26 protein-coding genes are annotated in these 25,673 nt (G+C 60.5%); 12 read left to right on the top strand and 14 right to left on the bottom strand.

Features of this window, described 5'->3' with window-relative positions; genetic code table 11:
* Window positions 1-34: 34 nt before the first annotated feature.
* Window positions 35-958: a carbon-nitrogen hydrolase family protein gene (locus CAF74_RS06845; RefSeq protein WP_085611692.1), complete on the top strand. Its 924-nt coding sequence runs from the start codon at window positions 35-37 to the stop codon at window positions 956-958.
* Here the strand turns inward: CAF74_RS06845 and CAF74_RS06840 are convergent.
* The 4 genes from CAF74_RS06840 to CAF74_RS06825 all read right to left on the bottom strand — a co-directional run bounded on the left by CAF74_RS06840 (window position 948) and on the right by CAF74_RS06825 (window position 4,610).
* Window positions 948-1,505, bottom strand: a complete 558-nt coding sequence (locus tag CAF74_RS06840) for a GNAT family N-acetyltransferase (protein ID WP_085745799.1) — start codon at window positions 1,503-1,505, stop codon at window positions 948-950. The genes CAF74_RS06845 and CAF74_RS06840 overlap by 11 nt on opposite strands.
* A 52-nt stretch (window positions 1,506-1,557) precedes the next feature.
* A complete protein-coding gene (locus tag CAF74_RS06835) occupies window positions 1,558-2,031 on the bottom strand; it encodes an LEA type 2 family protein (protein WP_085745798.1) in 474 nt (157 codons plus the stop codon).
* A gap of 70 nt (window positions 2,032-2,101) precedes the next feature.
* Window positions 2,102-3,568: a nucleobase:cation symporter-2 family protein gene (locus CAF74_RS06830; protein ID WP_085745797.1), complete on the bottom strand. Its 1,467-nt coding sequence runs from the start codon at window positions 3,566-3,568 to the stop codon at window positions 2,102-2,104.
* Window positions 3,569-3,710: 142 nt separating this feature from the next.
* Window positions 3,711-4,610 (bottom strand): LysR family transcriptional regulator, encoded by a 900-nt coding sequence (locus tag CAF74_RS06825; protein WP_085745796.1) that lies wholly within the window; start codon window positions 4,608-4,610, stop codon window positions 3,711-3,713.
* Between the two features lie 99 nt (window positions 4,611-4,709).
* Here CAF74_RS06825 and CAF74_RS06820 point away from each other — a divergent pair, with 99 nt between their 5' ends.
* The 7 genes from CAF74_RS06820 to CAF74_RS06790 all read left to right on the top strand — a co-directional run bounded on the left by CAF74_RS06820 (window position 4,710) and on the right by CAF74_RS06790 (window position 10,321).
* Entirely contained in the window at window positions 4,710-5,801 is a 1,092-nt protein-coding gene (locus tag CAF74_RS06820) for a polyamine ABC transporter substrate-binding protein (RefSeq protein ID WP_085745863.1), read from the top strand.
* Between the two features lie 26 nt (window positions 5,802-5,827).
* Entirely contained in the window at window positions 5,828-6,787 is a 960-nt protein-coding gene (gene speB / locus CAF74_RS06815) for an agmatinase (protein ID WP_085745795.1), read from the top strand.
* A gap of 88 nt (window positions 6,788-6,875) precedes the next feature.
* Window positions 6,876-7,592 (top strand): YafY family protein, encoded by a 717-nt coding sequence (locus tag CAF74_RS06810; RefSeq protein ID WP_085745794.1) that lies wholly within the window; start codon window positions 6,876-6,878, stop codon window positions 7,590-7,592.
* Between the two features lie 51 nt (window positions 7,593-7,643).
* A complete protein-coding gene (locus CAF74_RS06805) occupies window positions 7,644-7,985 on the top strand; it encodes a nuclear transport factor 2 family protein (protein ID WP_064596354.1) in 342 nt (113 codons plus the stop codon).
* Between the two features lie 22 nt (window positions 7,986-8,007).
* Complete coding sequence (gene zapE, locus CAF74_RS06800; RefSeq protein ID WP_085745793.1) at window positions 8,008-9,126, top strand: cell division protein ZapE; 1,119 nt, start codon at window positions 8,008-8,010, stop codon at window positions 9,124-9,126.
* A gap of 17 nt (window positions 9,127-9,143) precedes the next feature.
* Window positions 9,144-9,725, top strand: a complete 582-nt coding sequence (locus CAF74_RS06795) for a DinB family protein (RefSeq protein WP_085745792.1) — start codon at window positions 9,144-9,146, stop codon at window positions 9,723-9,725.
* A gap of 98 nt (window positions 9,726-9,823) precedes the next feature.
* Window positions 9,824-10,321 (top strand): GNAT family N-acetyltransferase, encoded by a 498-nt coding sequence (locus tag CAF74_RS06790; RefSeq protein ID WP_085745791.1) that lies wholly within the window; start codon window positions 9,824-9,826, stop codon window positions 10,319-10,321.
* A gap of 83 nt (window positions 10,322-10,404) precedes the next feature.
* Here CAF74_RS06790 and CAF74_RS06785 read toward each other — a convergent pair whose 3' ends face one another.
* From CAF74_RS06785 to CAF74_RS06775, 3 genes are all read right to left on the bottom strand, one after another.
* Window positions 10,405-10,611, bottom strand: a complete 207-nt coding sequence (locus CAF74_RS06785) for a hypothetical protein (protein WP_085745790.1) — start codon at window positions 10,609-10,611, stop codon at window positions 10,405-10,407.
* Between the two features lie 233 nt (window positions 10,612-10,844).
* A complete protein-coding gene (locus tag CAF74_RS06780) occupies window positions 10,845-12,596 on the bottom strand; it encodes a phosphoethanolamine transferase CptA (protein ID WP_085745789.1) in 1,752 nt (583 codons plus the stop codon).
* A 211-nt stretch (window positions 12,597-12,807) separates the two neighbouring features.
* Entirely contained in the window at window positions 12,808-12,990 is a 183-nt protein-coding gene (locus CAF74_RS06775; RefSeq protein WP_007957508.1) for a DUF6026 family protein, read from the bottom strand.
* Window positions 12,991-13,262: 272 nt separating this feature from the next.
* Here CAF74_RS06775 and gnd point away from each other — a divergent pair, with 272 nt between their 5' ends.
* The 3 genes from gnd to CAF74_RS06760 are packed head-to-tail and all read left to right on the top strand — an operon-like array spanning window position 13,263 to window position 16,569.
* Window positions 13,263-14,243 carry a phosphogluconate dehydrogenase (NAD(+)-dependent, decarboxylating) gene (gnd, locus tag CAF74_RS06770; protein ID WP_085745788.1) on the top strand — a complete coding sequence of 327 codons (981 nt, stop codon included), beginning with the start codon at window positions 13,263-13,265 and terminating at the stop codon, window positions 14,241-14,243.
* Window positions 14,240-15,763 (top strand): glucose-6-phosphate dehydrogenase, encoded by a 1,524-nt coding sequence (gene zwf, locus CAF74_RS06765; RefSeq protein WP_085745787.1) that lies wholly within the window; start codon window positions 14,240-14,242, stop codon window positions 15,761-15,763. The genes gnd and zwf overlap by 4 nt, the downstream gene beginning before the upstream one ends.
* A complete protein-coding gene (locus tag CAF74_RS06760; protein WP_085745786.1) occupies window positions 15,760-16,569 on the top strand; it encodes a Cof-type HAD-IIB family hydrolase in 810 nt (269 codons plus the stop codon). The genes zwf and CAF74_RS06760 overlap by 4 nt, the downstream gene beginning before the upstream one ends.
* 45 nt (window positions 16,570-16,614) lie before the next feature.
* Here CAF74_RS06760 and nhaB read toward each other — a convergent pair whose 3' ends face one another.
* The 3 genes from nhaB to CAF74_RS06745 form a co-directional block, all read right to left on the bottom strand.
* On the bottom strand, window positions 16,615-18,117 hold the full coding sequence (gene nhaB, locus CAF74_RS06755) for a sodium/proton antiporter NhaB (protein ID WP_085745785.1): 1,503 nt from the start codon (window positions 18,115-18,117) through the stop codon (window positions 16,615-16,617).
* A 74-nt stretch (window positions 18,118-18,191) separates the two neighbouring features.
* Window positions 18,192-19,481 (bottom strand): hypothetical protein, encoded by a 1,290-nt coding sequence (locus tag CAF74_RS06750; protein WP_085745784.1) that lies wholly within the window; start codon window positions 19,479-19,481, stop codon window positions 18,192-18,194.
* Window positions 19,482-19,766: 285 nt separating this feature from the next.
* On the bottom strand, window positions 19,767-20,033 hold the full coding sequence (locus CAF74_RS06745; RefSeq protein WP_085745783.1) for a hypothetical protein: 267 nt from the start codon (window positions 20,031-20,033) through the stop codon (window positions 19,767-19,769).
* Window positions 20,034-20,378: 345 nt separating this feature from the next.
* Between CAF74_RS06745 and CAF74_RS06740 the strand changes: the two genes are divergently transcribed.
* Window positions 20,379-21,704, top strand: a complete 1,326-nt coding sequence (locus CAF74_RS06740) for a sigma-54 dependent transcriptional regulator (RefSeq protein ID WP_007957480.1) — start codon at window positions 20,379-20,381, stop codon at window positions 21,702-21,704.
* A gap of 82 nt (window positions 21,705-21,786) precedes the next feature.
* On the opposite strand, the gene CAF74_RS06735 is transcribed toward CAF74_RS06740, so the two are convergent.
* From CAF74_RS06735 to CAF74_RS06720, 4 genes are all read right to left on the bottom strand, one after another.
* Window positions 21,787-23,091 carry a transporter gene (locus CAF74_RS06735; RefSeq protein WP_085745782.1) on the bottom strand — a complete coding sequence of 435 codons (1,305 nt, stop codon included), beginning with the start codon at window positions 23,089-23,091 and terminating at the stop codon, window positions 21,787-21,789.
* 45 nt (window positions 23,092-23,136) lie between these two features.
* Window positions 23,137-23,883, bottom strand: coding sequence for a hypothetical protein (locus tag CAF74_RS06730; protein WP_085745781.1), 747 nt, complete (start codon window positions 23,881-23,883; stop codon window positions 23,137-23,139).
* A 43-nt stretch (window positions 23,884-23,926) separates the two neighbouring features.
* Window positions 23,927-24,607, bottom strand: a complete 681-nt coding sequence (locus CAF74_RS06725) for a C39 family peptidase (RefSeq protein WP_007957477.1) — start codon at window positions 24,605-24,607, stop codon at window positions 23,927-23,929.
* 63 nt (window positions 24,608-24,670) lie between these two features.
* Window positions 24,671-25,660 carry a heme utilization protein gene (locus tag CAF74_RS06720; RefSeq protein WP_085603922.1) on the bottom strand — a complete coding sequence of 330 codons (990 nt, stop codon included), beginning with the start codon at window positions 25,658-25,660 and terminating at the stop codon, window positions 24,671-24,673.
* Between the last annotated feature and the right edge of the window lie 13 nt (window positions 25,661-25,673).

Below are 25,673 nucleotides of genomic sequence, written 5' to 3'. Positions count from 1 at the left end.
ATGAGCAACACCTGAACTTCACGGAGTGACCGCCATGCCCAAATCAATCGTTGCCGCCCTGCAGATCGGCGCCTTGCCCGGTGGCAAGGCTGAGACCCTGGAACAGATCCTGAGCTGGGAAACCGCGATCATCGAATCCGGCGCCGCGTTGGTGGTGATGCCCGAAGCGTTGCTCGGCGGTTACCCGAAGGGCGAGGGCTTCGGCACGCAATTGGGTTATCGCTTGCCCGAAGGCCGTGAGGCCTACGCCCGTTACTTCGCCAACGCTATCGATGTGCCCGGTGCGGAAACCGAAGCGCTGGCCGGTCTGTCGGCACGCACCGGGGCCAATCTGGTGATCGGCGTGATCGAACGGGCCGGCAGCACCTTGCACTGCACCGCGCTGTATTTCGACCCGCAGGCAGGACTCGTGGCCAAACACCGCAAGCTGATGCCTACCGGCACCGAACGGCTGATCTGGGGCAAGGGCGACGGTTCGACGCTGCCGGTGCTCGACACTCAGGTCGGCAAGCTCGGCGCCGTGATCTGCTGGGAAAACATGATGCCGCTGATGCGCACGGCGATGTATGCCAAGGGCATCGAGGTCTGGTGCGCGCCGACTGTGGATGAGCGCGAGATGTGGCAGGTCAGCATGCGCCACATCGCCCATGAAGGGCGCTGTTTTGTGGTCAGCGCCTGTCAGGTCCAGGCCTCGCCGAATGAACTGGGGGTGGAAGTTGCCAACTGGCCGGGGGATCGACCGCTGATCGCCGGCGGCAGCGTGATCGTCGGGCCGATGGGCGACGTGCTGGCCGGGCCGTTGCGCGGCGAGGCCGGACTGCTCACCGCCGAAATCGATACCGCAGAACTGGTGCGCGCCCGCTACGACTACGACGTGGTCGGCCACTATGCGCGGCCGGATGTGTTCGAGTTAAGCGTCGACGAGCGGGCTAAACCGGGCGTGCGTTTCACGGTTTGACGGATTGTCGGCGCCGCCATTCTTCGCGGGTGATTTCCCAGATCTCCCGCGGGAAGCGACCGCCGACAAAGTCATCCTCGTCCGTGCGGATCAAGCGCATGCCGTTGCGCTCCGAGAGCTTTCGCGAACCAAGGTTCGGTGCGGCTTTCGGCACGCGCATCAACAGTTGATCGAGGGTTTCGAACCAGTACCGGGTCACGGCTTCGCTGGCTTCGGTCATGAAGCCCTGACCCTGCCAGGCCGGGGCGAGCCAGAACCCACGGTGGTTGTCCGGCTCGTCCATCAGGCTGATGTTGCCGATCAATTGCTCTGGCGCCGATTTTAGGCGAATCGTCCAGTGCCACTCTTTGTCTGCCGCAATGGCAGGCAGCGCAATGTCACGCAGGTAGGTGAGGGCGCCGTCGTCCGGATAAGGCCAGGGCACGAAGATGTTCAGATAACGCACCACTTCCCAGTGGGGGAATTGCTGCTGGATGGCCTCGGCGTCCGCCAGTTCAAGCGGACGCAAGATCAGTCGTTCGGTGTACAGCGTGGGGATGTCTTCCATAAACCTGCGGCTTCCATGTTTCTGATAGTAAACGCTGCAGGCTACCGCATCTTTACCAGGTTGCGGCACTGGCTCTCGGCAGACTCAGCTTGCCGGTGTCGACAAAACGCATCGTGCCAAACAACCCGCCCGCAAGTTTGCCGCGCAGCACATAGGGCAGGTTGTCGAGGGTTTGCGTCTGGCTCAGGCCCAAGGTCTGGCGCAGCACCGAGAACGCGGAAATGCTCACCGGGACGCTGACGATGGTTTCGGAGAACCGTGGAATAGAGCCGCTCTGATCGCTAACCCCCGACGCCAGGGAGTGGCCGTTGACCTCCAGATCCAGCGCGATGCCGTTGTAGTCGATGGGCGTTTCGTTGGGGTTCTGCACCCGCAGCTTGATCGCGAAGCGCACTTCCAGATCCTGGCTCGGCAGCGGTTCGAGGCCGACCACGTTGATGTTCACCGGGTCGCGGTTGGGAAACAGCGCGCAGGCGCTGAGGGAGAGCAGAAGCAGGGACAGGATGACGGCATGGAGGCGGCGCATTGATGCTCTCTCATTGAAAAAGGGCTGAACCGTCGCCGGTATCAGCCCTTTTTTCATCGAGCGGACAGGATCAACGGTTCAACTGTGCGACAGCGGCCGTTGATGCGGGTTCAGCTTTGGCCGGCAGGTCGGGGTTTTCCATGACCTGAAGGATAGAGGCTTCCGGGTCGAAGTCATCTTCTTCCAGTTCGATGAATTCTTCCGGCAGGAAGATATTCAGCACGATGGCACACAGTGCACCGACGGTAATCGGCGATTCGAAGATGTTGCGCAGCGCCTGCGGCAGTTCGCGCAGCACTTCCGGCACGGCGGCGATGCCCAGGCCCATGCCGACTGAAATCGCCACGATCAGCATGTTGCGCCGATGCAGGCCGGCCTCGGCGAGGATCTTGATCCCGGCCACGGCTACGGTGCCGAACATCACCAGCTCTGCGCCGCCGAGCACCGGTTTCGGCATCAGTTGCAGCACCGCGCCGATCATCGGGAATAGCCCCAGCAACACCAGCAGGCCGGCGATGAAGAACGCCACGTAACGGCTGGCGACGCCGGTGAGCTGGATCACCCCGTTGTTCTGGGCGAAAGTCACCATCGGCATGCTGTTGAAAACCGCCGCCATGGCCGAGTTGAGGCCATCGGCGAGCAGCCCGGACTTGATTCGGCGGATGTACAGCGGGCCCTTGACCGGTTGCCGGGAAATCATCGAGTTGGCAGTCAGGTCACCGGCCGCTTCCAGCGGCGACACCAGGAAAATCACCGCCACCGGCACGAACGCCACCCAGTCGAAGTTGAAACCGTATTTGAACGGCACCGGCACGCTGACCACCGGCACTTGCGGCAGATTGGCGAAATCCACGGTGCCCATCAGCCACGCCACCACGTAGCCGAGGGTCAGGCCGATGACAATCGCCCCCAGGCGCAGGAATGGCACATCAACCCGGTTCAACACCACGATGGTGCCCAGCACCAGCGCTGCCAGGAATACATGGCTGGCCGCGCCCAGGTCCGCCGCGCCGAAGCCGCCGGCAATGTCGGTCATCGCCACTTTGATCAGCGACAGGCCCATCAGGGTGATGATGGTGCCGGTAACCACCGGGGTGATCAGCATGCGCAACTTGCCGATAAACTGGCTCAGTACCACTTCGATAAACGCGGCAAAGAAGCACACGCCGAAGATCGTCGAGAGGATTTCATCGGTGCCGCCGCCCCGGGCCTTGACCATGAAACCGGCGCTGAGAATCACGCTGATAAAGGAAAAACTGGTGCCTTGCAGGCACAGCAGCCCCGAACCGACCGGGCCGAAGCGCTTGGCCTGAACGAAGGTGCCGAGGCCCGAAACGAACAGCGCCATGCTGATCAGGTACGGGATTTCACTTTGCAGGCCGAGGGCACCGCCCATGATCAGGGTCGGGGTGATGATGCCGACGAAGCTGGCCAGCACGTGTTGCAGGGCGGCAAACACCGTTGCGGTGAAGTGCGGACGGTCGTTGAGGCCGTAGATCAGATCGTTGTTGCGCGGGGCTTTTTCAGAGACGGTCATGGTGGTTTGCGTGCCGCAATGCGGGGCCGGGTCGGAAAATGGGTGCGCAGGATGCCGTAAGCGAGGGGCGAGGGCAACGCATGATCGTTCCCACGCTCTGCGTGGGAATGCAGCCGGGGACGCTCCGCGTTCCAAAAAATGATCAGGTTCGACCAAAGGCTGACAGCAGATCTTCTTCAAAAGCCTTCTGTGCATCGCCGGGCACCTGCGCCCGATGGCGGGCCAGATGGAACGCCACGTCAAAGCTCAACTCGCCTTCGCGCACCGGTCGCAGCAGGCCCTTTTCCTGCCATTGGCGGGCGTAATGGTTGGGCAGATAACCGACGTGCTTGCCGGAGAGAATGAAGGCGAGGGTGCCTTCGACCTGTTCCGAGCGCGCCGAGCAGACCTTGCCCTGAAACGGCTCGTCACTGCGCAGGAACCGGTAGGGGTGATCGACCCGGTCGCAGGCCAGCAACGCGGCGTCATCGGGAGCATCGTCGGTAAACAGCGGATGACCGGGGGCGCAATACAGATGCTGGGTTTCGCTGAACAGCTCGCGATAGTCGAACGCGCTCTGCACCTGGGAGAAATAACCGATGGCCAGGTCCAGCCGCTGTTGCAGCAACAGACGCTCCATTTCGCCGGGCATGGCGCTGATCAGTTCGATGCGCACTGATTCGTCCCGCTCGCGAAACCGCCGGATCGCATCCGCCACCCGTTGCAGCACCGACTGATCGACCGCTTCCGACAGACCCAGCCGCACTTCACCGATCAATCGTCCGGCGACGCCGTTGGATTGATGGCGGAAGGTTTCGATCGAATCGAACAGCGCCCGGGCGGCAATCAACAGCTGTTCGCCCTTGGGCGTCAGGCTGAAACCGGCCTTGCCACGGTTGCACACCCGATAGCCGAGACGGGTTTCAAGCTTGGCCATTTGCTGGCTGATGCTCGACTGGCTCAGGCCCAGTTCACCTTGAGCAGCACTGAAACCATTGGATTCGACCACGCCGAGAAACAGCCGCAGAAGCTGAAGATCGACATCGTGGAGCTGACCGAGCATCACATTACTCCGGGATAAAGTCAGGTTAACAAACTTGATATTTCTCGAATGTATCCGACGGCGCATCCTGCCACCACTTCCTTCGGTCAGGTGTTCGTCATGGCTCCCGTCTTCAAGCTGTGTTTGCCCGCTTTGTTGCTTACCGTCTCCATCGCCGCCCAGGCCGAAGAGAAAACCCTCAATCTCTACAGCTGGGCCGATTACGTGGCGCCTGAAACCTTGCAGCGCTTCGAAAAGGAAACCGGCATCCACGTGCGCTACGACACTTTTGATACCTCCGAGGTGCTGGAAACCAAGCTGCTTACGGGCGGCAGTGGCTATGACGTGGTGGTGCCATCGTCCAGCGTGTTGGCCCGTGGTTTGGCCGCCGGCGCGCTGAAGGAAATCCCTCACGAAGGGCTCAAGGGCTACGCCAATCTCGATCCGGATCTGCTGGGAAAACTGACGGCGGTCGATCCCGGCAACCGCTACGGCGTGCCTTACACCTGGGGCACCCTCGGCCTGGGCATGAACGTCGAGGCAGTCCAAAAGCGGCTGCCGGACGTGCCGCTCAACAGCCTCGATCTGCTGTTCAAGCCGGAATATGCCAGCAAACTCAAGGATTGCGGGATTGCGATTCTCGACTCGCCTCAGGAAGTGATCGGCCTGGCGCTGCACTATCTCGGTAAAGATCCCTACAGCACCGACAAGACCGATCTGGCCGCCGCCGAGGTCTTGTTGCAGAAGTTGCAACCCTCGGTGCTGTACGTCGCCACCGGCCGGCAGATCAACGATCTGGCCAACGGCAGCGTCTGCCTGGCGCTGACCTACAACGGTGACGCGAGCATGGCCGCCGATCAGGCGCGCAAGGCCAACAAGCCGTTTGAGGTCGCTTACCGGATTCCCAAGGAAGGCACGCTGGTGTGGCAGGACAACCTCGCCATCCCCAAAGACGCGCCGCACCCCGAAGCCGCACGCACCTTCATCGAATTCATGTTGCGCCCCGAATCCGTGGCGGCGCTGACCAATACGCTGTTCTTCGCCACCGCCAACCAGGCCGCCACGCCGCTTGTGGACGAAGCGGTGCGCAACGATCCGGACATTTTCCCGAAACCCGAAGTGCGCGAGCGGCTGTACGCCGACCACAGCATGAGCCTCAAGGACATGCGTCAGCGCACGCGCTTGTGGACCACTTTCCGTAGCCGCCAATAGCCCTTCATAACAACAGGAACACACCGATGGACGTGCCCATGCAAAACGATCAGGCCCTGACCCGTGACAGCCTTTTCGGCACCGCCGCCGAAAGCACCTACGCCGGGATCACCAGTTTCATGCGCCGGCGCTACAGCCGCGACCTGCGCGGCGTGGACGTGGCGGTCAGCGGTGTGCCGTTCGACACCGCTACCAGCAACCGTCCCGGCGCGCGTTTCGGGCCGCGCGGAATTCGTGCGGCGTCCACCGGGATTGCCTGGGAACGGCACTGGCCGTGGGCGTTCGACCCGTTCGATCATCTGGCGGTGATCGATTACGGCGATTGCGACTTCGATTACGGCTCGCCGCACACCATTCCGGAAAGCATCGAGGCTCACGCCGAGCACATCCTCAGCTCCGGCAGCGCCATGCTCACCTTTGGTGGCGACCACTTCATCAGTTACCCGCTGCTCAAGGCCCATGCGCGCAAGCACGGCACGCTGTCGCTGATCCACTTCGATGCACACAGCGACACCTGGCCGGACGAGGGTGGCAAGCGGGTCGATCACGGCACCATGTTCTGGCACGCCGCGCGGGAAGGGCTGGTGGATCCGGCGCGTTCGGTGCAGATCGGTTTGCGCACCACCAACGACGATCATCAGGGCTTTCAGGTGCTGGACGCGCGGCAAGTGCATCGGCGCGGCTGCGAAGCGATCGTCGAGGCGATTCGTGCGCGAGTCGGGGATAACCCGGTGTACCTGACGTTCGACATCGATTGCCTCGATCCGGCTTTCGCACCGGGCACCGGGACCCCGGTGTGCGGCGGGTTGAGCACGGTGCAGGCGCTGGAGATCCTTGGCGGCCTGCGCGGGATCAATCTGGTGGGCATGGACGTGGTGGAAGTGGCCCCGGCCTATGACCACGCGGACGTGACGTCGCTGGCGGCGGCAACCCTGGCCATGGAGATGCTTTGCCTGTACGCGGCCCGGCACAAAGTCGACGCGTGATCACCTCCGAGCCTGGTGAAAGCTCCTGACAATTTCTGACACCAGGCTCTGCTAAGCTCCGGCAAATTTTTGCCCGGAGCCTCACACCGTGTCGCGAACCACACGCCTGTTGACCCTGTTGCAAGTGCTGCGTGGCAAGAAGCGCCCGGTGACCGCGGCGACGCTGGCCTGCGAGCTGGAAATCTCCGAACGCACGCTCTATCGCGACATCGCCGAACTGATCGCACTCGGCGCGCCGATCCATGGCGAGGCGGGCATCGGTTACGTATTGCGCAGCGGTCTGTTTCTGCCGCCGCTGATGCTCAACGCCGACGAGACCGAAGCCATCGTGCTGGGCCTGCGTTATGTCGATCAGCGTGGCGACGAGGTGCTGAGCAAGGCTGCGGCGGATGCGCTGGCGAAAATCGCTGCGGTGCTGGACCCGCAGGCCCAGGAAGCGCTGCGCAACCCGACCGTCATGCCCGGGCCGCCGGGTTACGGTTTTCCGCAAAACGCGGTGCCGTTGAACGTTTTCCGTCACGCGATCCGCGATCAGTCCAAGCTGCACATCGATTACGCCGATGCGCAGCAGGTGCAGAGCCAGCGCTTGATCTGGCCGCTGGCGCTGGGTTTTCTCAATGAGGTGCGGATCATCGTGGCGTGGTGTGAATTGCGCGGCGCCTATCGCACCTTTCGCACCGACCGGATTGCCGCGGCGAGCCTGCAGGGCGAGCGCTATCCGGGGCGGCGCAGCGACCTGTTGCGCACCTGGCAGCGGCAGATGCAACTGGACGAAAATGGCCGTTTCACTCCTGACAGGAATTGACGCAGGGCTGTTCTAGGATGGCGACAGAACCCGAAAAAAGGAGCTGTAATCATGTTCCACCCCACCTCGATCCTCGCCCCGGCCATCGTTGAATACATCAACGCCGCCAATGCTCGCGATACGTCCCGGGTCGGCAGTTTTTTTGCCGAGGATGCCCATGTGTTCGATGAAGGCCATCATCAGGTCGGCCCGCAGGCCATCGCCGACTGGATGCAAGACACCGCCCAGCGCTATCAGCCACGGGTCGAAGTACTCGGCGTCCAGCAGCGCACCGGCAAGGTGCTGGTGCAAGGGCTGATCTCCGGAACGTTCCCCGGCAGTCCGCTGGAGCTGCGCTACACGTTCCGGCTCAACGAACAGGGCAAAATCGCTCGGCTGGATATTTCCCTGTAGCCATCGTGGCATACTGCCGCGCATGACTTTCGACTCCCCTTTGAGCGCCTGGCAATACGCCGTCGACCACAAGGGCTTCATCCAGGATGAAGCCCAGGAACACGCGGTCTGGTCCTTGCAAAAATGCCATGAAGCCCTGCACGCCGGTGCCCGTTCGGTCACCGGCGTTTACCTGTGGGGCCCGGTCGGGCGCGGCAAGACCTGGCTGATGGATCAATTCCACCAAAGCCTGCGGGTGCCGGCGCGGCGGCAGCACTTTCATCACTTCATGGGCTGGGTGCACCAGCGTTCCTTTCAACTGACCGGGATCGCCGATCCATTGAGGGCCCTGGCTCGTGAGTTGGCGGTCGAGGTGCGGGTGCTGTGTTTCGATGAACTGTTCGTCAATGACATCGGTGACGCGATCATTCTCGGACGACTGTTTCAGGTGATGTTCGATGAAGGTGTGGTGGTGGTCTGCACCTCCAACCTGCCGCCGGATCAGCTGTATGCCGACGGCTTCAGCCGCGATCGCTTCCTGCCGGCAATCACCGCGATCAAGCAGCACATGCAAGTGGTCGCGGTGAATGGCGCCGAAGATCACCGCTTGCATCCCGGTGCTGTCGAACAACGCTATTGGGTCGCCTCTGCGGGGCAGGGTAGCGAGCTAAGCCAAGTGTTCGACGCCTTGGCCGCCGGGCAACCCGTCAGCACCGAACCAGTGCCGGTCGGTTACCGCGCCCTGAACGTGGTACAGGCCAACGATTCGGTGCTGTGGTGCCGCTATGCCGACCTGTGCGAACAACCGTTCGCTGCCATGGACTTCATCGCGCTGTGCGACACCTACCGGACTATCCTGTTGAGCGAGGTGCCGAACCTCAGCGCGAAAAAACGCGAAGGGCGGATTGCCCGTGGCACCGAGGACGGCGCGGAACGGGTAGTGGCCGGCGATCGCGAATTGCCGCAGTTGTCGGTGCATGATGACGGCGTGCGCCGGTTCATCGCGCTGGTCGACGAGTGCTACGACCGCAAGGTGCCGCTGTACATTGAGGCGGAAGTGCCGATGGACGCGCTTTACACCGAAGGCTACCTGGAATTCCCGTTCCGCCGGACCCTCAGCCGCTTGCAGGAGATGCAGCTGCAACGCTTCGCCGAAACCTGAAACACGGAGGGCGCGACATGACTCAGCCACTGTCCCACCATTTGCTGACCATGGCTTATCAGAACGCTTGGGCCAACCATCGACTGGCCAAGGCCTGGAGCCAGCTCGATGATGCGCAGCTGGCAGCGCCACGGGTGAGTTTCTTCCCGAGCATCCGCCTGACCCTCAATCACATCCTGACCTGCGACTGGTTCTACGTCGATGCGCTGGAGCGCGAGTTGCGCGGTGACGAACCGCATCCCGATTGCTACGTGTTCTTCAACGCTGACGAGCCCTTCACCGAGGCGCAGGCCCTGCGCCGTGAGCAGGCCCATGTCGACCGTCGGCTGATCGCCTACTGCGAGCAACTGCGCGATGCCGATCTGGGGCGCATCGTCACGATCGCCCGCGACACGCCGCAGCACGACAGTCGGCTGCGGATGATTTCCCACCTTTTCGAGCATCAGATCCATCATCGTGGCCAGGTCCACGCGATGCTCAGTGGCACCTCGGTGAAACCGCCGCAACTGGACGAGTTTTTCTGTGCCGGCGAGTCCGGTCTGCGAGCCGAGGATTTCGCCGAGCTGGGCTGGACTGAAGAACTCATCTGGGGCCACTGAATACGTCGGGTTGTGGCCGGGGCCTGCCTCGCGCTAAGGTCGCCGAGCCTATCAGTGCGTATCAAACGCGCCGGGGCCCCGTGCGATCGAGGAAGGAAATGGATTCCGCAGAAATTCTTGTGCTTCAAGCCAGTTACACCAACCCGGTGCATGCCGAGGCCATCGGTGTGGTGCTCAATCATTACGCCGAAGACCCGATGGGCGGCGGCCATCCCATTGCCCCCGAACTGTTGCAGCAACTGCCCGCCGAACTGGCCAAGCGGCCCCACGCGTTCAGCGTCCTGGCCTTTGTCGGTGGCGAGCCGGCGGGGCTGGTGAACTGCTTTGAAGGGTTTTCCACGTTTGCCTGCAAGCCGCTGGTCAACGTGCATGACGTGTCGGTGGTGACCAAGTTTCGCGGTCTGGGGTTGAGCCAGAAAATGCTGCGCAAGGTCGAGGAAATAGCCCGTCAGCGCGGTTGCTGCAAGATCACTCTGGAAGTACTTGAAGGCAATGCCGTGGCGCAAAACTCCTACGCCAAGTTCGGCTTCGCGCCGGGCATGTTCGACCCCAGTCACGGGCGCATGCTGTTCTGGATCAAGGATCTGCAGGCATAAAAAAAGGCGCCCGAACAGGGCGCCCAACTGTCATCTGCGGGGCCAGAGCGGAGCCATCGCAGGTCCATCGGTAAAGCGTTCGCTCAAGGGCGATAGGACTCGGTGACCTGGGCGGTCTGGTCGTCCGGAACCTTGAGTTTATTGGTCTTCGCCTCAGCCTGCTGGCTCTGTGCGGAATGAACCGGGAAATTGGCCCAGTAATGTCTCATGCGCTCGGCGCCGCCTTCGGCGAATGCGCTGGCGGATGCGAGGGTAAGCAGGCCTGCAAGAATTGCAGTCGTGGTTTTCATGGTGCCTCCTACGAAAAATGTCGGAGCCGTTCGTCCATGAATCAGGGCCTCGGGGCGCAGTGTCCGTCGAGGGCATTAACAAGAGGTTAACGCTCGTTCAGTGTAGGTTTTACAGGGTGTTTCCACGGCGTATCGGACGAACGCTGCACGCGTGAATGACGCGTGCTGGTCGTAAGGAAGGAGGGGGCAGTGCGGCTGTAAATGTCAAAAAGGGCCGTTTCCGGCCCTTTTCGTTACTGTTGCAGAACCACTTCCGTGGTCGCAGTGGCGGGTTTCTTCGGCTTCATCAGGCTGAAGTCGATCAGAGCCCGCTGTTCGCGTTCGTAAGGGTTGCCGATCAACAGCGGACGCGGCTTGAAGCTGTCGCTGACCACGCTCTTGGTGCGATCCAGTTCATCGAAACTCAAACCGGCCAGGTCCGCCCAGGTGTGGATCAGGTGCGAGCTGCTGTAAGGGCGGCTCAGATCCCCGGCGAAACTCCAGTCGTGGTTTTCACGCCACTTCGGCGACGCCCAGGCCATGAACGGAATGGTGTACATCGGTGCGGTCGGCTTGTTTTCGTTGCGACCCAAGGTGCTGTGGCCGACCGAGTCGAACACGTCTTCACCGTGGTCGGAGAGGTACAGCAAAAAGCCGTTCGGATCGGATTTGGCGTAGTCCTTGATCAGGCTCGAGACCACGAAATCGTTGTACAGCACCGCGTTGTCGTAGCTGTTGTAGGTCGGAACCTGATCGTCACGCACACCGGTCGGAACGTCGTTGCGGTCCTGGAACTTGTCGAAGCTCGGCGGATAACGGTACTGGTAGCTCATGTGCGTACCGAGCAGGTGCACGACGATCAACTTGCGCGGCGCCGCGTCGGCCAGGGCCTTGTTGAACGGCTCGATCACGTCGCCGTCGTACTGGGCGGCGTTCTGGTTGCGGTTGTTGTTCAGGTACACCTGCTCGTCGGCCTGTTCGGAGAAGGTCGTGAGCATGGTGTTGCGTTTGGTCATGGTCTGCTGGTTGGTGATCCAGAACGTCTTGTAGCCGGCCTGTTTCATCATGCTGACCAGCGACGGCGTGGACAGGTACAGGTCCGGGTTTTCTTCGTCGGCAAAGGTCAGCACCTGTTGCAGCGCTTCAATCGTGTAAGGGCGCGGGGTGATGACGTTGTCGAAGATCGACAGCTGATCCTTGAGCTTGTCCAGCTCCGGCGTGGTTTTACGCGGGTAGCCGTAGAGGCTCATGCGCTGGCGGTTGGTGGATTCGCCGATCACCAGCACCAGGGTTGCCGGCTGGTTGGCGCCCGAGTCCTTGAGGTTTTTCAGCGGCGGGATCTTGCTCGCGCTGTGCAGCATGCCCTGCATGTCGGCCAGGGTGTCCTGATAGCGGTGGTACGCCACGGCCATCTGCCACGGCACGGCCGGCTCGATGCGGGTCTCGAATTTCTCGAAACCGCCAGCAAGGCTGCCCGTGCGCATTGTCTGCTTGACCAGCGGGTAGCCGATCACGGCCACCAGAATCGCCATGGCGGCGACGAGTGCCCGGCCACGGGGCAAGTACACCGGACGCAGGCGGGTCCACAGGAAGTACGCGAACGCAGTGTGTGCGAGGAACGCCGGAACCATCCACCAGGCAAAGTACTGGGTCATGTACTCGCCGGCTTCGGACACGTTCGATTCGAACATGATGAAGATGACGCTCTGGGAGAATTCCTGCTGATAGATGAAGAAATACCCCAGGCTGGCCATCGAGCAGGCCCACAGCACCACGCCGATCAGCGCGGCGAGCAAACGGGTGCGTTTGGGGAACAACAACATCGGCGCGAGCCACACGGCGCTCATCACGAAGGCCTGGCGAAAGCCCGTGAACCCTGAAGTGCCCGTCAACTGGATCAGCAGTTGGGTGATACCGGAGAAGTACCAGAAAAACACGAACAGCCAGATAAAACCGGCCCAGTCGAAACCTGTCGCAGTCGTATTGCTGCGTTTGAACACCGCCATTCAGCACTCCAGCTCAGTCGTCACATCCACCGCCGGGCGCTTCATGTAACCGCGTATGAACCCGACGAACGGAGGCCATGCGCAGACACGCACGGCCAGAATGCGCCGGAGTATCAACAAGCCAATGTGAAAACTTTGTTAGTTGCCGAAACAGGCAGGAGGTGCAGCATGTCGGGAACGGCAATGGCCGCTCCCGAAGCGGGCGGGGAGATCAGGCGTGGGGCGAGCGCTGTACGCGCGGCAAGGGCTGTGGCTCGGCGCCTTGGGTCAGCAGGCGCAATTGCGCGAGTTCCTGCTTGAGCTGATCGCGTTCATCTTTCAACTGTCGCAATTCATCGCGACGGATGGTGACGTACAGGGTTTGTGGCGGCATTGCTGTATGTACTGTGCCCATTGCTCACCTCGCAAATGGCGTGTCTCAACTGCAGATCAGCCCCGGTTTCGGGCCTTGACCTGCTATCGGCGCCGATTTTGATTTCTTTTGCTCGTGAATGGAACTTTTTTATTTTTCATGGTCGTTGTGTCTTCGACACGTTTCCCGACGTTATCAGTCTGGATCGGGCACAATGCACGGAAACTTCAACCCGACGCTCTGGACTAACCTCCATTAGTCGCGTTGGGCTATACCTTTGACACACTTTTATTTGTAGTAAGGAGCATCAGCACATGCAACTCGGGATTATTGGACTGGGCCGCATGGGCGGCAATATTGCGCGACGTCTGATGCTCAACGGTCACACCACCGTTGTTTACGACCGCAATACCGCCTTTGTCGACACCCTGGCCGCCGAGGGCTCTACCGGCGTCGCCGACCTGCCTGCACTGGTCGCAGGCCTGGCCAAGCCGCGCGCGGTGTGGGTCATGCTGCCGGCCGGCGCACCGACTGAAGACACCATCGAAGCCCTGAGCAATCTGCTCGAGGCGGGCGACACCATCATCGATGGCGGCAACACCAACTACAAGGATGACATCCGCCGCGCCAAGACCCTGGCCGAGAAAGGCCTGCACTACATCGACGTCGGCACCTCCGGCGGCGTCTGGGGCCTGGAGCGCGGCTACTGCATGATGATCGGTGGCGATGCCGAGACCGTTAAGCGTCTTGACCCGCTGTTCGCCGCGCTGGCGCCGGGCATGGGTGACATCCCGCGCACCAAGGACCGCAAGTCCGATGACCACCGTGCCGAGCACGGCTACATCCACGCAGGTCCCGCCGGTGCCGGTCACTTCGTCAAGATGATCCACAACGGGATCGAGTACGGGATGATGGCGGCGTTCGCCGAAGGCTTCGACATCCTCAAGACCAAGTCCAGCGAGCTTCTGCCGCAAGACCAGCGTTTCGACCTGAACGTGGCTGACATTGCCGAAGTCTGGCGTCGTGGCAGCGTGGTGTCGTCCTGGCTGCTCGACCTGACCGCCGATGCCCTGGCGGTCGACCCGAAACTCGACGGTTTCTCTGGCTCCGTAGCCGACAGCGGCGAAGGTCAATGGACCATCGAAGCGGCAATGGAACAAAAGGTGCCGGTACCGGTGCTGTCCAACTCGCTGTTCTCGCGCTACCGCTCGCGCGGTCAGGGCACTTTCGGCGACAAGATTCTTTCAGCCCAGCGCTTCGGCTTCGGCGGCCATGTGGAGACACCGAAGAAATGACCCATACGATCCGCAGGAAATCCAAGGCAGAACCCGCGCCACCGACCACGCTGTTTTTGTTCGGCGCCCACGGTGATCTGGTCAAGCGCCTGCTGATGCCGGCGCTGTACAACCTGAGTCGCGACGGCCTGCTGAATGAGGGGCTGCGGATCGTCGGCGTTGATCACAACGCCATCACCGATGAAGCCTTCGCGCGAAAGCTCGAAGACTTCATCCGCACCGAAGTGGCAGCGAAGGTCGGCAAGGGCGATCAGATGCTTGATCCGGCCTTGTGGGCCAAGCTCGCCAAAGGCATCAGCTACGTCCAGGGCGATTTCCTGGACGACAGCACCTATTCAGCCCTGGCGGCGAAAATCGCCGACAGCGGTACTGGCAATGCGGTGTTCTACCTGGCCACCGCGCCACGTTTCTTCAGCGAAGTGGTGCGCCGTCTCGGCAGCGCCGGATTGCTCGAAGAAACCCCGGAAGCCTTCAGAAGGGTGGTGATCGAAAAACCGTTCGGCTCCGACCTGCAAACCGCCGAGGCGTTGAACGCCTGCCTGCTCAAGGTCATGTCGGAAAAGCAGATCTACCGGATTGATCACTATCTGGGCAAGGAAACCGTGCAGAACATTCTGGTCAGCCGGTTCTCCAACAGCCTGTTCGAAGCGTTCTGGAACAACCATTACATCGACCACGTGCAGATCACCGCCGCCGAAACCGTCGGCGTCGAAACCCGTGGCAGTTTTTACGAACACACCGGCGCCCTGCGGGACATGGTGCCCAATCACCTGTTCCAGTTGCTGGCCATGGTCGCCATGGAACCGCCGGCGGCGTTCGGCGCCGATGCGGTGCGCGGCGAGAAGGCCAAGGTCGTCGGTGCGATCCGCCCTTGGACCACCGAGGAAGCACGGGAAAACTCGGTGCGCGGTCAATACAGCGCCGGTGAAGTCGCTGGCAAACCGGTATCCGGTTACCGCGACGAGAACAACGTCTCGCCCGACAGCACCACGGAAACCTACGTGGCGCTCAAAGTGATGATCGACAACTGGCGCTGGGTCGGCGTGCCGTTCTACCTGCGCACCGGCAAACGCATGAGCGTGCGCGACACCGAGATCGTCATCTGCTTCAAACCGGCGCCGTATGCGCAGTTCCGGGACACCGAGGTCGACGAATTGCAGCCGACCTACCTGCGTATCCAGATCCAGCCCAACGAAGGCATGTGGTTCGACCTGCTGGCCAAACGGCCGGGGCCGGCGCTGAACATGGCCAATATCGAGCTGGGTTTCGCCTACAAGGACTTCTTCGAAATGCAGCCGTCCACCGGCTACGAAACCCTGATCTACGACTGCCTGACCGGTGACCAGACGCTGTTCCAGCGCGCTGACAATATCGAGAACGGCTGGCGCGCGGTGCAGCCGTTCCTCGACGCCTGGCAACAGGACGCGAGCGTGCAGAGCTACGCCGCTGGCGAAGACGGGCCGAAAGCCGCCGATGATCTGCTGACTCGCGATGGTCGCGTCTGGCATGGTCTCGGATGAGCGAGCCGATCCGTTTTCTGTTGAGTGACATGGACGGCACGCTGTTGCTGCCCGATCACAGTCTGAGCCAGCGCACCATCGATGCCGTTCGTGCGCTGCGCGAGGCGGGCGTGCTGTTCAGCCTGGCCACCGGGCGTCCGCCCAAAGCCATGTTGCAGCAGATCGAAGCGCTGGGCGTCGACCTGCCGACCGCGGCGTTCAATGGCGGCACGATCGTCAATCCGGATGGCAGCATTCTGGTTGCGCATTACCTGCCGGCCACAGCAGCGTTGACTGCACTGGCGTTGTTCGCCGATCAGCCGGATGTCGAAATCTGGGTGTTCAGCGGTGGCGACTGGCTGCTCAAGGATCCGCACGGGCCGATGGTGCCGCGCGAGCAGCACGGGCTCGGTTATCCGCCGGTGGTGGTGGAGAGCTTCGAGCCGTATCTGGAACGTATCGACAAGATTGTGGCGACCAGCAACAACACTGAACTGCTGATCGAACTGGAGGCGCAGTTGCTGCCGAAGGTCGAAGGGTTGGCACAGGTGTCGCGCTCGCAACCGGTGTACCTTGACGTGACGGCGCTGGACGCCAACAAGGGCGCTGCGTTGGCAACCTTGGCCGCGCATTTGGGCGTGCCGCTGGCGCAGACCGCTGCAATTGGCGATGGCGGCAATGATCCGGCGATGTTCCATGTTGCCGGGTTGTCGATTGCCATGGGGCAGGCCGAGGACGCGGTGAAGCGTCAGGCCGACGTGGTGACGGGGTCGAACACAGAGGATGGCGTAGCGCAGGCCATCGAAAAGTACCTCTTGCCGCGCTGATCGAAGCATAAAAAAACGGGAGCCCCAGGGCTCCCGTTGTTGTTTCTACAGCCAGTAACTCACGGCGTACCAGCCGAGCAATCCCATCACCACGGTGTAGGGCAACGCCATCCACACCATCCGCCCGTAGGACAAGCGCACCAGCGGTGCAATCGCCGACGTCAGCAGAAACAGAAATGCTGCCTGACCATTGGGCGTCGCCACGCTCGGCAGGTTGGTGCCGGTGTTGATCGCAATCGCCAGCGTCTCGAAGTGTTCGCGGCTCATGTGGCCGGACAGGAACGCCTGTTTCACTTCAGTGATGTAGATTGTTGCAACGAACACGTTGTCACTGATCGCCGACAGCAGACCGTTGGCGATGTACAGCATCCCCGGCTGCTGATCGGCCGGAAGTGCCAGCACCCACTGGATCAGCGGCGCAAACAGTTGCTGGTCGTGAATCACCGCCACCACGGCGAAGAACACCACCAAGAGCGCGGTGAACGGCATGGCGTCCTTGAAGGCGCTGCCCAGTCGGTGCTCGTCGGTGATGCCGGTGAAAGCCGTGATCAGCACGATCACCATCAGGCCGATCAAGCCGACTTCAGCGATATGGAACGCCAGCCCGGCAATCAGGATCAGCGCAGCGCAGCCTTGCACCAGCAGGGCGGCGCGTTGGCGCGGGGTGCGCTCTGCGTTGTCTTCAGCGGCGTAGTTAGCCAGCACGACGCGTACGTTGTCCGGCAGCAGCGTGCCGTAGCCGAACCAGCGCAGTTTCTCCAGCAGCAGGCAGGTCACCAGTCCCGCGACCAGAACCGGCAGGGAAACCGGCGCGACCTTCAGGAAAAACTCGGCAAAGTGCCAACCCATTTCATGGCCGATCAGCAGGTTCTGCGGTTCGCCCACCAGGGTGCAGACCCCGCCCAATGCAGTGCCGACGGCGCCGTGCATCAACAGGCTGCGCAGAAAGGCACGAAACTGTTCCAGATCCTCATGATGCAGCTGGGGCAGATGCTGGTCATCGCTGAATTCGCTGTCCTGGCGCGGATCGTTGCCGGAGGCCACCCGGTGATAAACCGAATAGAAGCCCACGGCGGCGCTGATGATCACTGCGGTCACGGTCAGTGCGTCGAGAAACGCCGAGAGAAACGCCGACAAAAAGCAGAACATCAGGGCCAGCAGCGCCTTCGAACGCACGCCCAGCAACAGGCGCGAAAACAGGAACAGCAGCAGGTCTTTCATGAAGTAGATGCCGGCGACCATGAACATCAGCAGCAGAATCACCGGGAAATTGTGCTGCAGCTCTTCGTACAGCGCCTGTGGCGTGGTCATTTTCAGCAGCAGCGCTTCGATCAACAGCAAGCCGCCAGGCATCAGCGGGTAGCACTTGAGCGCCATTGCCAGGGTGAAAATGAACTCGATCACCAGCAACCATCCGGCGGCGACGGGACCTGCGGCCCACAGCACAAGCGCATTGAGTAGCAGAAACCCGACGATGCACGCCTTGTACCAGCGGGGTGAATGCCCGAGAAAGTTGTGCGCGAACGCCTGGGCCATCGAACCGGACATTGGTTGCTCCTTGTATTAAGAAGCGCGCAAGTTGCCGTAAGCGATGGGCAAGATCAAGTGTGGGAAGGTTCGCATCAGTGATTCAGATAACGTGCGACCACTGCACGGTGGTTGCCATCCAGCGTATAACCGCCCACCAGAATTTCGCCATTCGTTTGAATCGCCACTGAAGTAGCGGTATCGAGGCTGCGCCCCAGCCGCGTACGCAACCAGCCATTACCGGAACCGAAGCTTCGATCAAGGCTGCCGTTGGCCAGATAGCGGGCGACGATAAAGTCAGCTTCAACCCCGCCGATCGTCGCGCCGACCGCGATGATGCGCTCGTCCGGCATCACTTGTGCCGCGCTCCACTGACATCCGCTTGGGCCGACTACCAGCAGGTGTGGCTGACCACCGTTGCAGTGCAGGTCGGGGCGACCGTTGCCGTGAACAGACTGCGCCATGCATCGGATCGGATCGCGACTGCTGCCAAAACAATGCAGATGCTCTGCCGATTCGATGACCTGATTGACCAGCGCACTGCGCCCGTGGACTTTGAAGGCCAGAAAACCGTCTACTGCGAAGCGTTCGTCGAGTTGCCCGTCCGGCAGATAGCGGGCGAGCAGGCCTTCCTGTGGGAAATCGATGGAGCCGGCCACCACGATTCTTCCGTCTTCTTGCAACAGCAGGCCGCCGAGCCAGGTATTGAGCAGCAAGTGGCGAACCATGACGAATCCGCGACCGTTGAAGGAGGGATCCAGGCGGCCGTCGGGTTTGAGGCGAATCAGTATGCCGACGTGATCGGCCAGTTCGAAGTGATGGTTGGCGATCAGCAGGATATGCCCGTTGGGCTGCACCGCGAAATCACAGGCTTCGGCGCCCGGAACGCCCGGCGGGAGCCAGGCATCGCGGGTGCCCATGGACAGGTCGCCGGGTAGGCGGACAATTTTCCGGCCGTTGTCACCGAAATCCGGGGCAGGGCGGCCCTGGGCATCGAACAGAGCCAAGGCGGGCAGGGAGCGATGTTCCGATTCGTAGTGCAGACCCGCCAGCAGAATCCGCCCGTCTGGCAAGACCTGCACCTTGCTGCCGGTGGCTTCGAAACCGGCAGCGAACCGGCCGATCACACTGCCTTGAAAACCGAACTCCAGATCCGCCGAGCCGTCTTCGAGCAGGCGGGCCAGACCGAAACGGCTGCCTTGAGCGGTGCCCACCTTGGCGGCGACCAGAATCCGACCTTGCCCATCGAGCGCCACGCTCTGAGTCAGGCTGGACGTACTGCCGGAGAAGTAGACCTGCGCCACACCGTTGCTGGAAAAGGCCTTGTCGAGTTGTCCGGCGTTATTCGCAAGCGTCGGCAGCGCTATGGCGATCTGGGATGACATGCATGCTTCTCCTTGCGAGTCGACCGATTTCCGGGAGGCGGAACGGGTAACTGCATGAGCGGAACATTCAATCCCTGAATACGCGCAAGTACAACTGACAGAACTAACAGGTGGAGGGTCGCACTGTGCCAGAACAGTGTCTTTTTGAACCAGTCGCAAGCCTGCCAAGCATTCAGGCGCGAAAGTATTGAGGAAAGTTGTACAAAGAGACTGAAGTTGGAAAAAGATTCGCAACTTACAGAATAGGGCGGATGACTTGATCGTCATCCGCATTGCCCGCAAATATCAGTGTGGCATCGACCACGATTGCAGCGCGTAACCTTCTTCGCTCAGTTCGGCGCGGGCTTGTTGCAGCAGGTATTCAAGTTGCGCCGGATCGGAGTAGGCGCTGCTTGGAATCTGAGTACGACCGATGTGAGAGTTGGTGCGGTCGATGACGGTCAGGCTCAGTTCGCCATTGCCGTCTTGTGGTGCCCAGGCGACGCATTGAAAAGGTTTAAATGCGCGGTTGGCAATCAAAAGAGCTTCGTTGATACGGAGCGGGGCGGTCATGGGGTCTTCTCTCTATTAGTGCCCAATCAAGTGATGTGCCGTCGGTTGGGCTTACCGTTCGGCGAGTTACTTGTACTGATGCACGCAACCCGCTGGCGGGTCACACAGAATCTGAAGAAATTTCGACTTTCTTTCATACACTCAATATTCAGACAGGTTTTGAAAGCCTGACGAAAGAATCAAGTCGATAGCTAACTAATAAACCGGCTTCTTATAACTGCTTCACTTGTACATCTATAAGCAATCGATACAAGACGCCGTCAAATTCTTGCTAATGTAACAGTCAGGTTTGCCAAATGACTGTTTTTACGATCATTTCCTAAAATTTGGCGCCAAGGAACAGTCATGAGCGAAGCGCCTGCATTAAGACGTTTATTGGTCGTCGACCCGTGCGACGACTGTCACCGATTGCTCCCGGGTTTACGTGCCGTGGGTTGGGACGTCGACAGTTGTAGCCTGGAAAATGCCGCCGATCGAAGCTGCGATGTCGGCCTGTTGCGGTTACAGCCTTTTCACCTGGAACGCCCCGAAGCCGTCAAAGAGCTGATCAGCCGCAGCGGCACCGAATGGATCGCCGTGCTGAATCAGGAAGTGCTGCGCTTGCAGAACGTCGGCGATTTCGTCTGCGAATGGTTTTTCGATTTCCATACCTTGCCATTCGACGTGTCACGGGTGCAGGTCACCCTCGGCCGCGCGTTCGGCATGGCGCGCCTGCGCGGTCAGGGCACAATTCACGTGGATCAGCCGGAACATGAGCTGCTCGGCGACAGCAAACCGATCCGTGAGCTACGCAAGTTGCTGAGCAAACTGGCGCCCACCGAGTCGCCAGTGCTTATTCGTGGCGAAAGCGGCACCGGTAAAGAACTGGTCGCCCGCACCCTGCACCGACAGTCGCAACGCCACAGCAAACCGTTTGTGGCGATCAACTGCGGAGCGATTCCCGAACACTTGATCCAGTCCGAGCTGTTCGGCCACGAGAAAGGCGCGTTCACCGGTGCGCATCAACGCAAGGTCGGGCGTATTGAAGCAGCCAATGGCGGCACCTTGTTTCTCGATGAAATCGGCGATCTGCCGCTGGAACTGCAAGCCAATCTGTTGCGCTTTCTGCAGGAAAAACACATTGAACGGGTGGGCGGCAGTCAGCCGATACCGGTGGATGTGCGGGTGCTGGCGGCGACTCACGTCGACCTCGAAGCTGCCATCGAGAAGAAACGCTTTCGTGAAGACTTGTACTACCGGCTCAATGTGCTGCAAGTAGTCACCGCGCCGTTACGCGAACGCCACGGCGACCTGTCGATGCTGGCCAACCATTTCTCCCATTTCTACAGCCACGAAACCGGCCGTCGTCCGCGCAGTTTCAGCGAAGACGCGCTGATCGCCATGGGCAAGCACGATTGGCCGGGCAATGTCCGCGAGCTGGCCAACCGCGTACGCCGCGGTCTGGTACTGGCCGAAGGACGGCAGATCGAGGCCCGAGACCTGGGGCTGATCAGCCAACAGTCGATCGCTGCACCGATGGGCACGCTTGAAGACTACAAGACCCGCGCCGAACGCCAGGCGTTGTGCGACGTATTGAACCGGCACAGTGACAATCTCAGTGTGGCGGCCAAAGTGCTGGGGGTTTCCCGGCCGACCTTCTACCGTTTGCTGCACAAGCACCAGATCCGCTAGGGCGCGGTGCTTCCTGAAGACAGGAAGCTGAAAAGGCCCGCTGCGATGCAAGTCGCAGCGGGCCTTTTCATGATGTTGCTGTTTAAAAGTAGTACGGGAATTTCAGGCTGAAGGAGAAGTCCGGGGCATCGTCCGTCATGCCGATGGACAGGTTGGGCACGATGGTCAGGTTGTCGGTGGCCGCAATGGTCATGCCGACGTTGAAGTAACCGGCGTTGGCGTCGCTGGACACCACCGATTCCCAATCCCCGCCATCCTGTTTCAGCTTGCTCTTGCGTTGCACCAGGTCAGAGACGGAGAACGACATACTCATCTTCTCGTTCAGAGCGAAGGCAACACCCGCGCCAATCTGGAAGCTGTCGCCGATGCGTACCTTGCCCGGGTTTTTCTGGTTGACGGTCGAGCTGATGTCGTCGAACGATTCCTCGAAGTTATGGGTGTAGGACAGGCTGCCAAACAGCACGGCCGGGTCAAACGTCTTGACCAGCGAGATGCCCGGGGTGATCGACCAGACGCCGTTGCCGGTGGGCAGGGTGTCAGGCACGAACAGGTTCGAGTTGGCATCGGTCTGGCGCAGCTTGATCCCGAACGGGTCCTTGCCCGTAGGCGCCTTGACCCGCAAGGAAACCACGGCGTCCGGGGTATTGACCGACTCGTCCAGGAACTTGTACGCAATGCCGAAGTTGACGTCGCCGATAGTCGGATCGCGGCTTACGTCCTGTTCGGTGGTGACGTTTGAGGCGCCGCCGTTGCCGCCGCCGGACTGATAGGTCGATTCACGGTAGACCACCGGCACGTTCAGGTCGAACTGCCAGCGGTTGTCAAAGTTGTAGCGTCCCGTCAGGTCGAGGGTCCAGGTGTCGGCCTTGATCCGGTCGAGGTTGATGTTGCCGAGGAAAATCGAGTCCAGGGCGAGGAAACCGTTGAGAATCAGCTGGCGGGTGTCGTAGCGTGAATAGGTCACGCCGGTTTCAAAGCTGAACTTGCCGCCGCCAAAAAAGCCGCTGGCTTCGTCGTACAGGTTGGACACACTCTGTGCCGGTTGCGAATCGTCGGCCAGCGACTGGCCATAGGACGCGCCACTGCCCCCGGCGGCGCCCCCCGACGCTGCTGCAGCCCCGGTCCCTGCGGCCACCCGGTTGCCTTTCATGTCCGAAGGCGATTTGGCCAGGCGTTTAGGAGGTGGGGAGGCGGGTTGTTCTTCGACCTGGCGGACCCGTTGTTCGAGTACCGCCAGGGCTTTTTGTTGTACTTCGTATCGTTGCTTCAGCTCCAGAAGTTCCTGTTTCAGGGCTTCTACATCGGCGTCGGGTGCAGCTTGCAGCATCGCCGCGGGTAGAAGAGTACTCAAACATACAGCAGCACGCAGTGATACTGATCGATACATGAATAAGCCGTCCCTTTAAGCCCAATGATCGAGACTCAGCGTAGTTCAATATCCGATGTTGCGTAGTGCCCTGAGTTGAGTCAGGTTGCAGTCCAGTGCGCCGGCACTCATGCCGTTATTGTTAAGGACAACGTTGAGTTGCGTCAGGTTGTTGACTACGTTCGCGTTACCCAGCAAACGGGTGTTTTGCAACAGTCCGCCCTGGGCGACCTGTTGCAAGGCTGTACCCTGATTGCCGGAGGCCTGAATGGCCATTTGCACTCCGCCATTTGTGGCTGAAACCGCGACGCTGCCGGCGCCGTTGCTGCCGGAAATGGTCTGGCCGGCCATCAAGGCCTGGCCCTGGGCAGGCATCAGTGCAGGTGCCTGACTGGCTTCTTTGACGTTGATCGCAACGTTGTTGTAGGCGGCGTTGCCGTCGCCAGCGGCGCGCACACTCTGCGTCACGCCCTGGCTGGAGTTGAGTCCCGCGCCACCCACGACCGAGCCAGTCCCCAGTTCCGGGGTACTGCCATTGCCGTGTTCCTTGATGGTCGAGACGTAGAATTCGGGTTTTACCGAAGCTGCCTGCAATTGCATCGTGGCCGAGGCCCCGATCAGATCTCCGCTGGCGTTGCGCCAGGTACTGCTCATGACGACACCGAAGCTGATGATCCGGCCCGGCATGACATAGCGACCGCGTAGCTCAGCGAGCTCCTGGTCCTTGATTTCGATGGGTTTGAATCCTGCATTGGCATAGCCTGACGCGCTCGCTGCCAGGCAGGCGGCGGCCAGCCAGTATGAGGTTTTCATCTGCTGCTCCCGGGACATCCAGCCCCACTCTTGTAATCGGCGATTAAAAGAAGTCGCTCTGTATGAACCCGAAGTCCATCAATTCAGCATCTTTGACCGGGTTGAAGGCATCCAGCTTGTTTTTGGCCGTCACCGGTACCGGAGGGCTGCGCAAGGCATTGGCCTTGTCATATCCGGGGCCGACGATGGCAAAAACGATGCCGTTCCAACCTTTGACAAAGTCATCATGGGAGTAGCGTTTGTGTCCTAAAACCGGGTCTCCGATGTAAACCCAATCCTTGTCCGCCCGCTGCATCACCACGAAATGCTTGTAGCCGCGAATTTCCATCAGTACCACCACCGGGATCGTGACAGCGTCGAGTTTTTCCGGCGGAATCTTGTAGCCCCTGGCGCGCATGCCGATGCTTTCTATGTAGCGCTTCATGTCCAGCATGGAAAAACCTTGAGTACGAACAAGGTCCTGGTCAGCGTTGACCAGCATGCCTTTGATGATGTGCTCCTCATCGACGTCGAGCCAATAAGCCTGGCGCAGTACCGTGGCCAGTGCGGCGGCGCCGCAACTGAAGTCGGTTTTCTGTTCGACGATGTCGGCAAACTTGCGCTCACGGATGCTTTGCACGTTCTTGTAGACGAGCGTGCCGCCAGGCAAGGCAGCAACGGGCATCTGGGCAGCCTGGGTCAGGCCACAGAAGCAAAGCAGAGCGAGGAGGGCAGTCTTACGCATGATCGATACGCCTTTGCGGACTGAGGAAAAGCCCCGTTTCCGGGGCTTTCGTTTCGATCGCGATTACATGCAGGCTTTGCAACCTGCGGCGATGGACAGCGAGTTGCTTTGTTGGTTGCCAACACCAGCGGCGTTGTTGTAACCAGCGTTACCCGAGAAGTTGTTACCAACATTGGAGATGGAAGCGTTGTTGGTCACAGGGTTTTTCCAGCCATCAGGGGTCATCACTTGTTGAGTGGTCACACCTGCCAGGCCAAAGACGCCCACTGCTTCGAATTTGGCTTTTTGATCTTTGTCGCCGCCATGGCCTCTATCGTTATTGCCATATCCGCCATGACCGTGATCGTCGTCTTCGATTTTTGCAGTGCCCTTCGCGTAGAACGCGCCAGCCCCGGCGAAAGTGCCGGTGAGGGTATCTTTTTTGTAGGTTTGAGTGCCGTTGTTGGCTACGGTCAGACCAGTGGAGGTTTGGTTCGCAGCAGCAGCAGCGTTAGCTACACGACCACCCGATACAGCAATTGCCAGGTTGTTTTTCTGTTGGTTGAAGTTGCCGGCACTGTTGTTCACGCCAATGTTGCCGGAACCGCCGTTACCCACGTTGTTGAGGTTGGCGTTGTTTGTGGTGGAGTAGTTCGCAACGGCGTTGTTGGCGTTGACTTGAGTTGCGCTGGAGACCGACACCGCAGAGCCGAAGATGAAACTTTCATCGGCAGTTGCCAGAGCGGCGGCATTGTCTTGCTGGTTGCCATCGCCGGCGGTGTTGTTCATGCCAACGTTGCCGTTGGTGCCATTGGCCGAGTTGTTGACGTTGGCATCATTTTTGGTGCCTTGGTTGCCGACCAGGTTGCCAGAGCTGCTTTGCGTGTCGAGCACTGCCGCCCCGGCGCCAGCGCCGATTTGCAGCAGTTGTTCCAGGGTTGGGCCTTTTGGTTCATGGTTGCCATGCCCGTTACCATGACCGTGATTATCATCACGACCGCCTGCCTGTGCTGCGATTGCCATCACTGCTGCGAGTGCGAAAACCAGTGGTTTGAGGGCCATTGTAGGTTTCATGGTGTTTCTCCGT

It is taken from the genome of Pseudomonas sp. R45(2017), from assembly GCF_002112305.1.
In the GTDB taxonomy this organism is placed as follows: Bacteria; Pseudomonadota; Gammaproteobacteria; order Pseudomonadales; family Pseudomonadaceae; genus Aquipseudomonas; species Aquipseudomonas paraglycinae.
The sequence above is the reverse complement of the archived record's forward strand: the minus strand, read 5'-3'. Positions and strand labels throughout refer to the sequence as shown.

Coding starts and splice junctions, on each gene's coding strand:
- CAF74_RS06845 (WP_085611692.1), top strand. CDS start 35: ATGCCCAAATCAATCGTTGCCGCCCTGCAGATCGGCGCCTTGCCCGGT.
- CAF74_RS06840 (WP_085745799.1), bottom strand. CDS start 1,505: ATGGAAGACATCCCCACGCTGTACACCGAACGACTGATCTTGCGTCCG.
- CAF74_RS06835 (WP_085745798.1), bottom strand. CDS start 2,031: ATGCGCCGCCTCCATGCCGTCATCCTGTCCCTGCTTCTGCTCTCCCTC.
- CAF74_RS06830 (WP_085745797.1), bottom strand. CDS start 3,568: ATGACCGTCTCTGAAAAAGCCCCGCGCAACAACGATCTGATCTACGGC.
- CAF74_RS06825 (WP_085745796.1), bottom strand. CDS start 4,610: ATGCTCGGTCAGCTCCACGATGTCGATCTTCAGCTTCTGCGGCTGTTT.
- CAF74_RS06820 (WP_085745863.1), top strand. CDS start 4,710: ATGGCTCCCGTCTTCAAGCTGTGTTTGCCCGCTTTGTTGCTTACCGTC.
- speB (WP_085745795.1), top strand. CDS start 5,828: ATGGACGTGCCCATGCAAAACGATCAGGCCCTGACCCGTGACAGCCTT.
- CAF74_RS06805 (WP_064596354.1), top strand. CDS start 7,644: ATGTTCCACCCCACCTCGATCCTCGCCCCGGCCATCGTTGAATACATC.
- zapE (WP_085745793.1), top strand. CDS start 8,008: ATGACTTTCGACTCCCCTTTGAGCGCCTGGCAATACGCCGTCGACCAC.
- CAF74_RS06795 (WP_085745792.1), top strand. CDS start 9,144: ATGACTCAGCCACTGTCCCACCATTTGCTGACCATGGCTTATCAGAAC.
- CAF74_RS06790 (WP_085745791.1), top strand. CDS start 9,824: ATGGATTCCGCAGAAATTCTTGTGCTTCAAGCCAGTTACACCAACCCG.
- CAF74_RS06785 (WP_085745790.1), bottom strand. CDS start 10,611: ATGAAAACCACGACTGCAATTCTTGCAGGCCTGCTTACCCTCGCATCC.
- CAF74_RS06780 (WP_085745789.1), bottom strand. CDS start 12,596: ATGGCGGTGTTCAAACGCAGCAATACGACTGCGACAGGTTTCGACTGG.
- CAF74_RS06775 (WP_007957508.1), bottom strand. CDS start 12,990: ATGGGCACAGTACATACAGCAATGCCGCCACAAACCCTGTACGTCACC.
- gnd (WP_085745788.1), top strand. CDS start 13,263: ATGCAACTCGGGATTATTGGACTGGGCCGCATGGGCGGCAATATTGCG.
- zwf (WP_085745787.1), top strand. CDS start 14,240: ATGACCCATACGATCCGCAGGAAATCCAAGGCAGAACCCGCGCCACCG.
- CAF74_RS06760 (WP_085745786.1), top strand. CDS start 15,760: ATGAGCGAGCCGATCCGTTTTCTGTTGAGTGACATGGACGGCACGCTG.
- nhaB (WP_085745785.1), bottom strand. CDS start 18,117: ATGTCCGGTTCGATGGCCCAGGCGTTCGCGCACAACTTTCTCGGGCAT.
- CAF74_RS06750 (WP_085745784.1), bottom strand. CDS start 19,481: ATGTCATCCCAGATCGCCATAGCGCTGCCGACGCTTGCGAATAACGCC.
- CAF74_RS06745 (WP_085745783.1), bottom strand. CDS start 20,033: ATGACCGCCCCGCTCCGTATCAACGAAGCTCTTTTGATTGCCAACCGC.
- CAF74_RS06740 (WP_007957480.1), top strand. CDS start 20,379: ATGAGCGAAGCGCCTGCATTAAGACGTTTATTGGTCGTCGACCCGTGC.
- CAF74_RS06735 (WP_085745782.1), bottom strand. CDS start 23,091: ATGTATCGATCAGTATCACTGCGTGCTGCTGTATGTTTGAGTACTCTT.
- CAF74_RS06730 (WP_085745781.1), bottom strand. CDS start 23,883: ATGAAAACCTCATACTGGCTGGCCGCCGCCTGCCTGGCAGCGAGCGCG.
- CAF74_RS06725 (WP_007957477.1), bottom strand. CDS start 24,607: ATGCGTAAGACTGCCCTCCTCGCTCTGCTTTGCTTCTGTGGCCTGACC.
- CAF74_RS06720 (WP_085603922.1), bottom strand. CDS start 25,660: ATGAAACCTACAATGGCCCTCAAACCACTGGTTTTCGCACTCGCAGCA.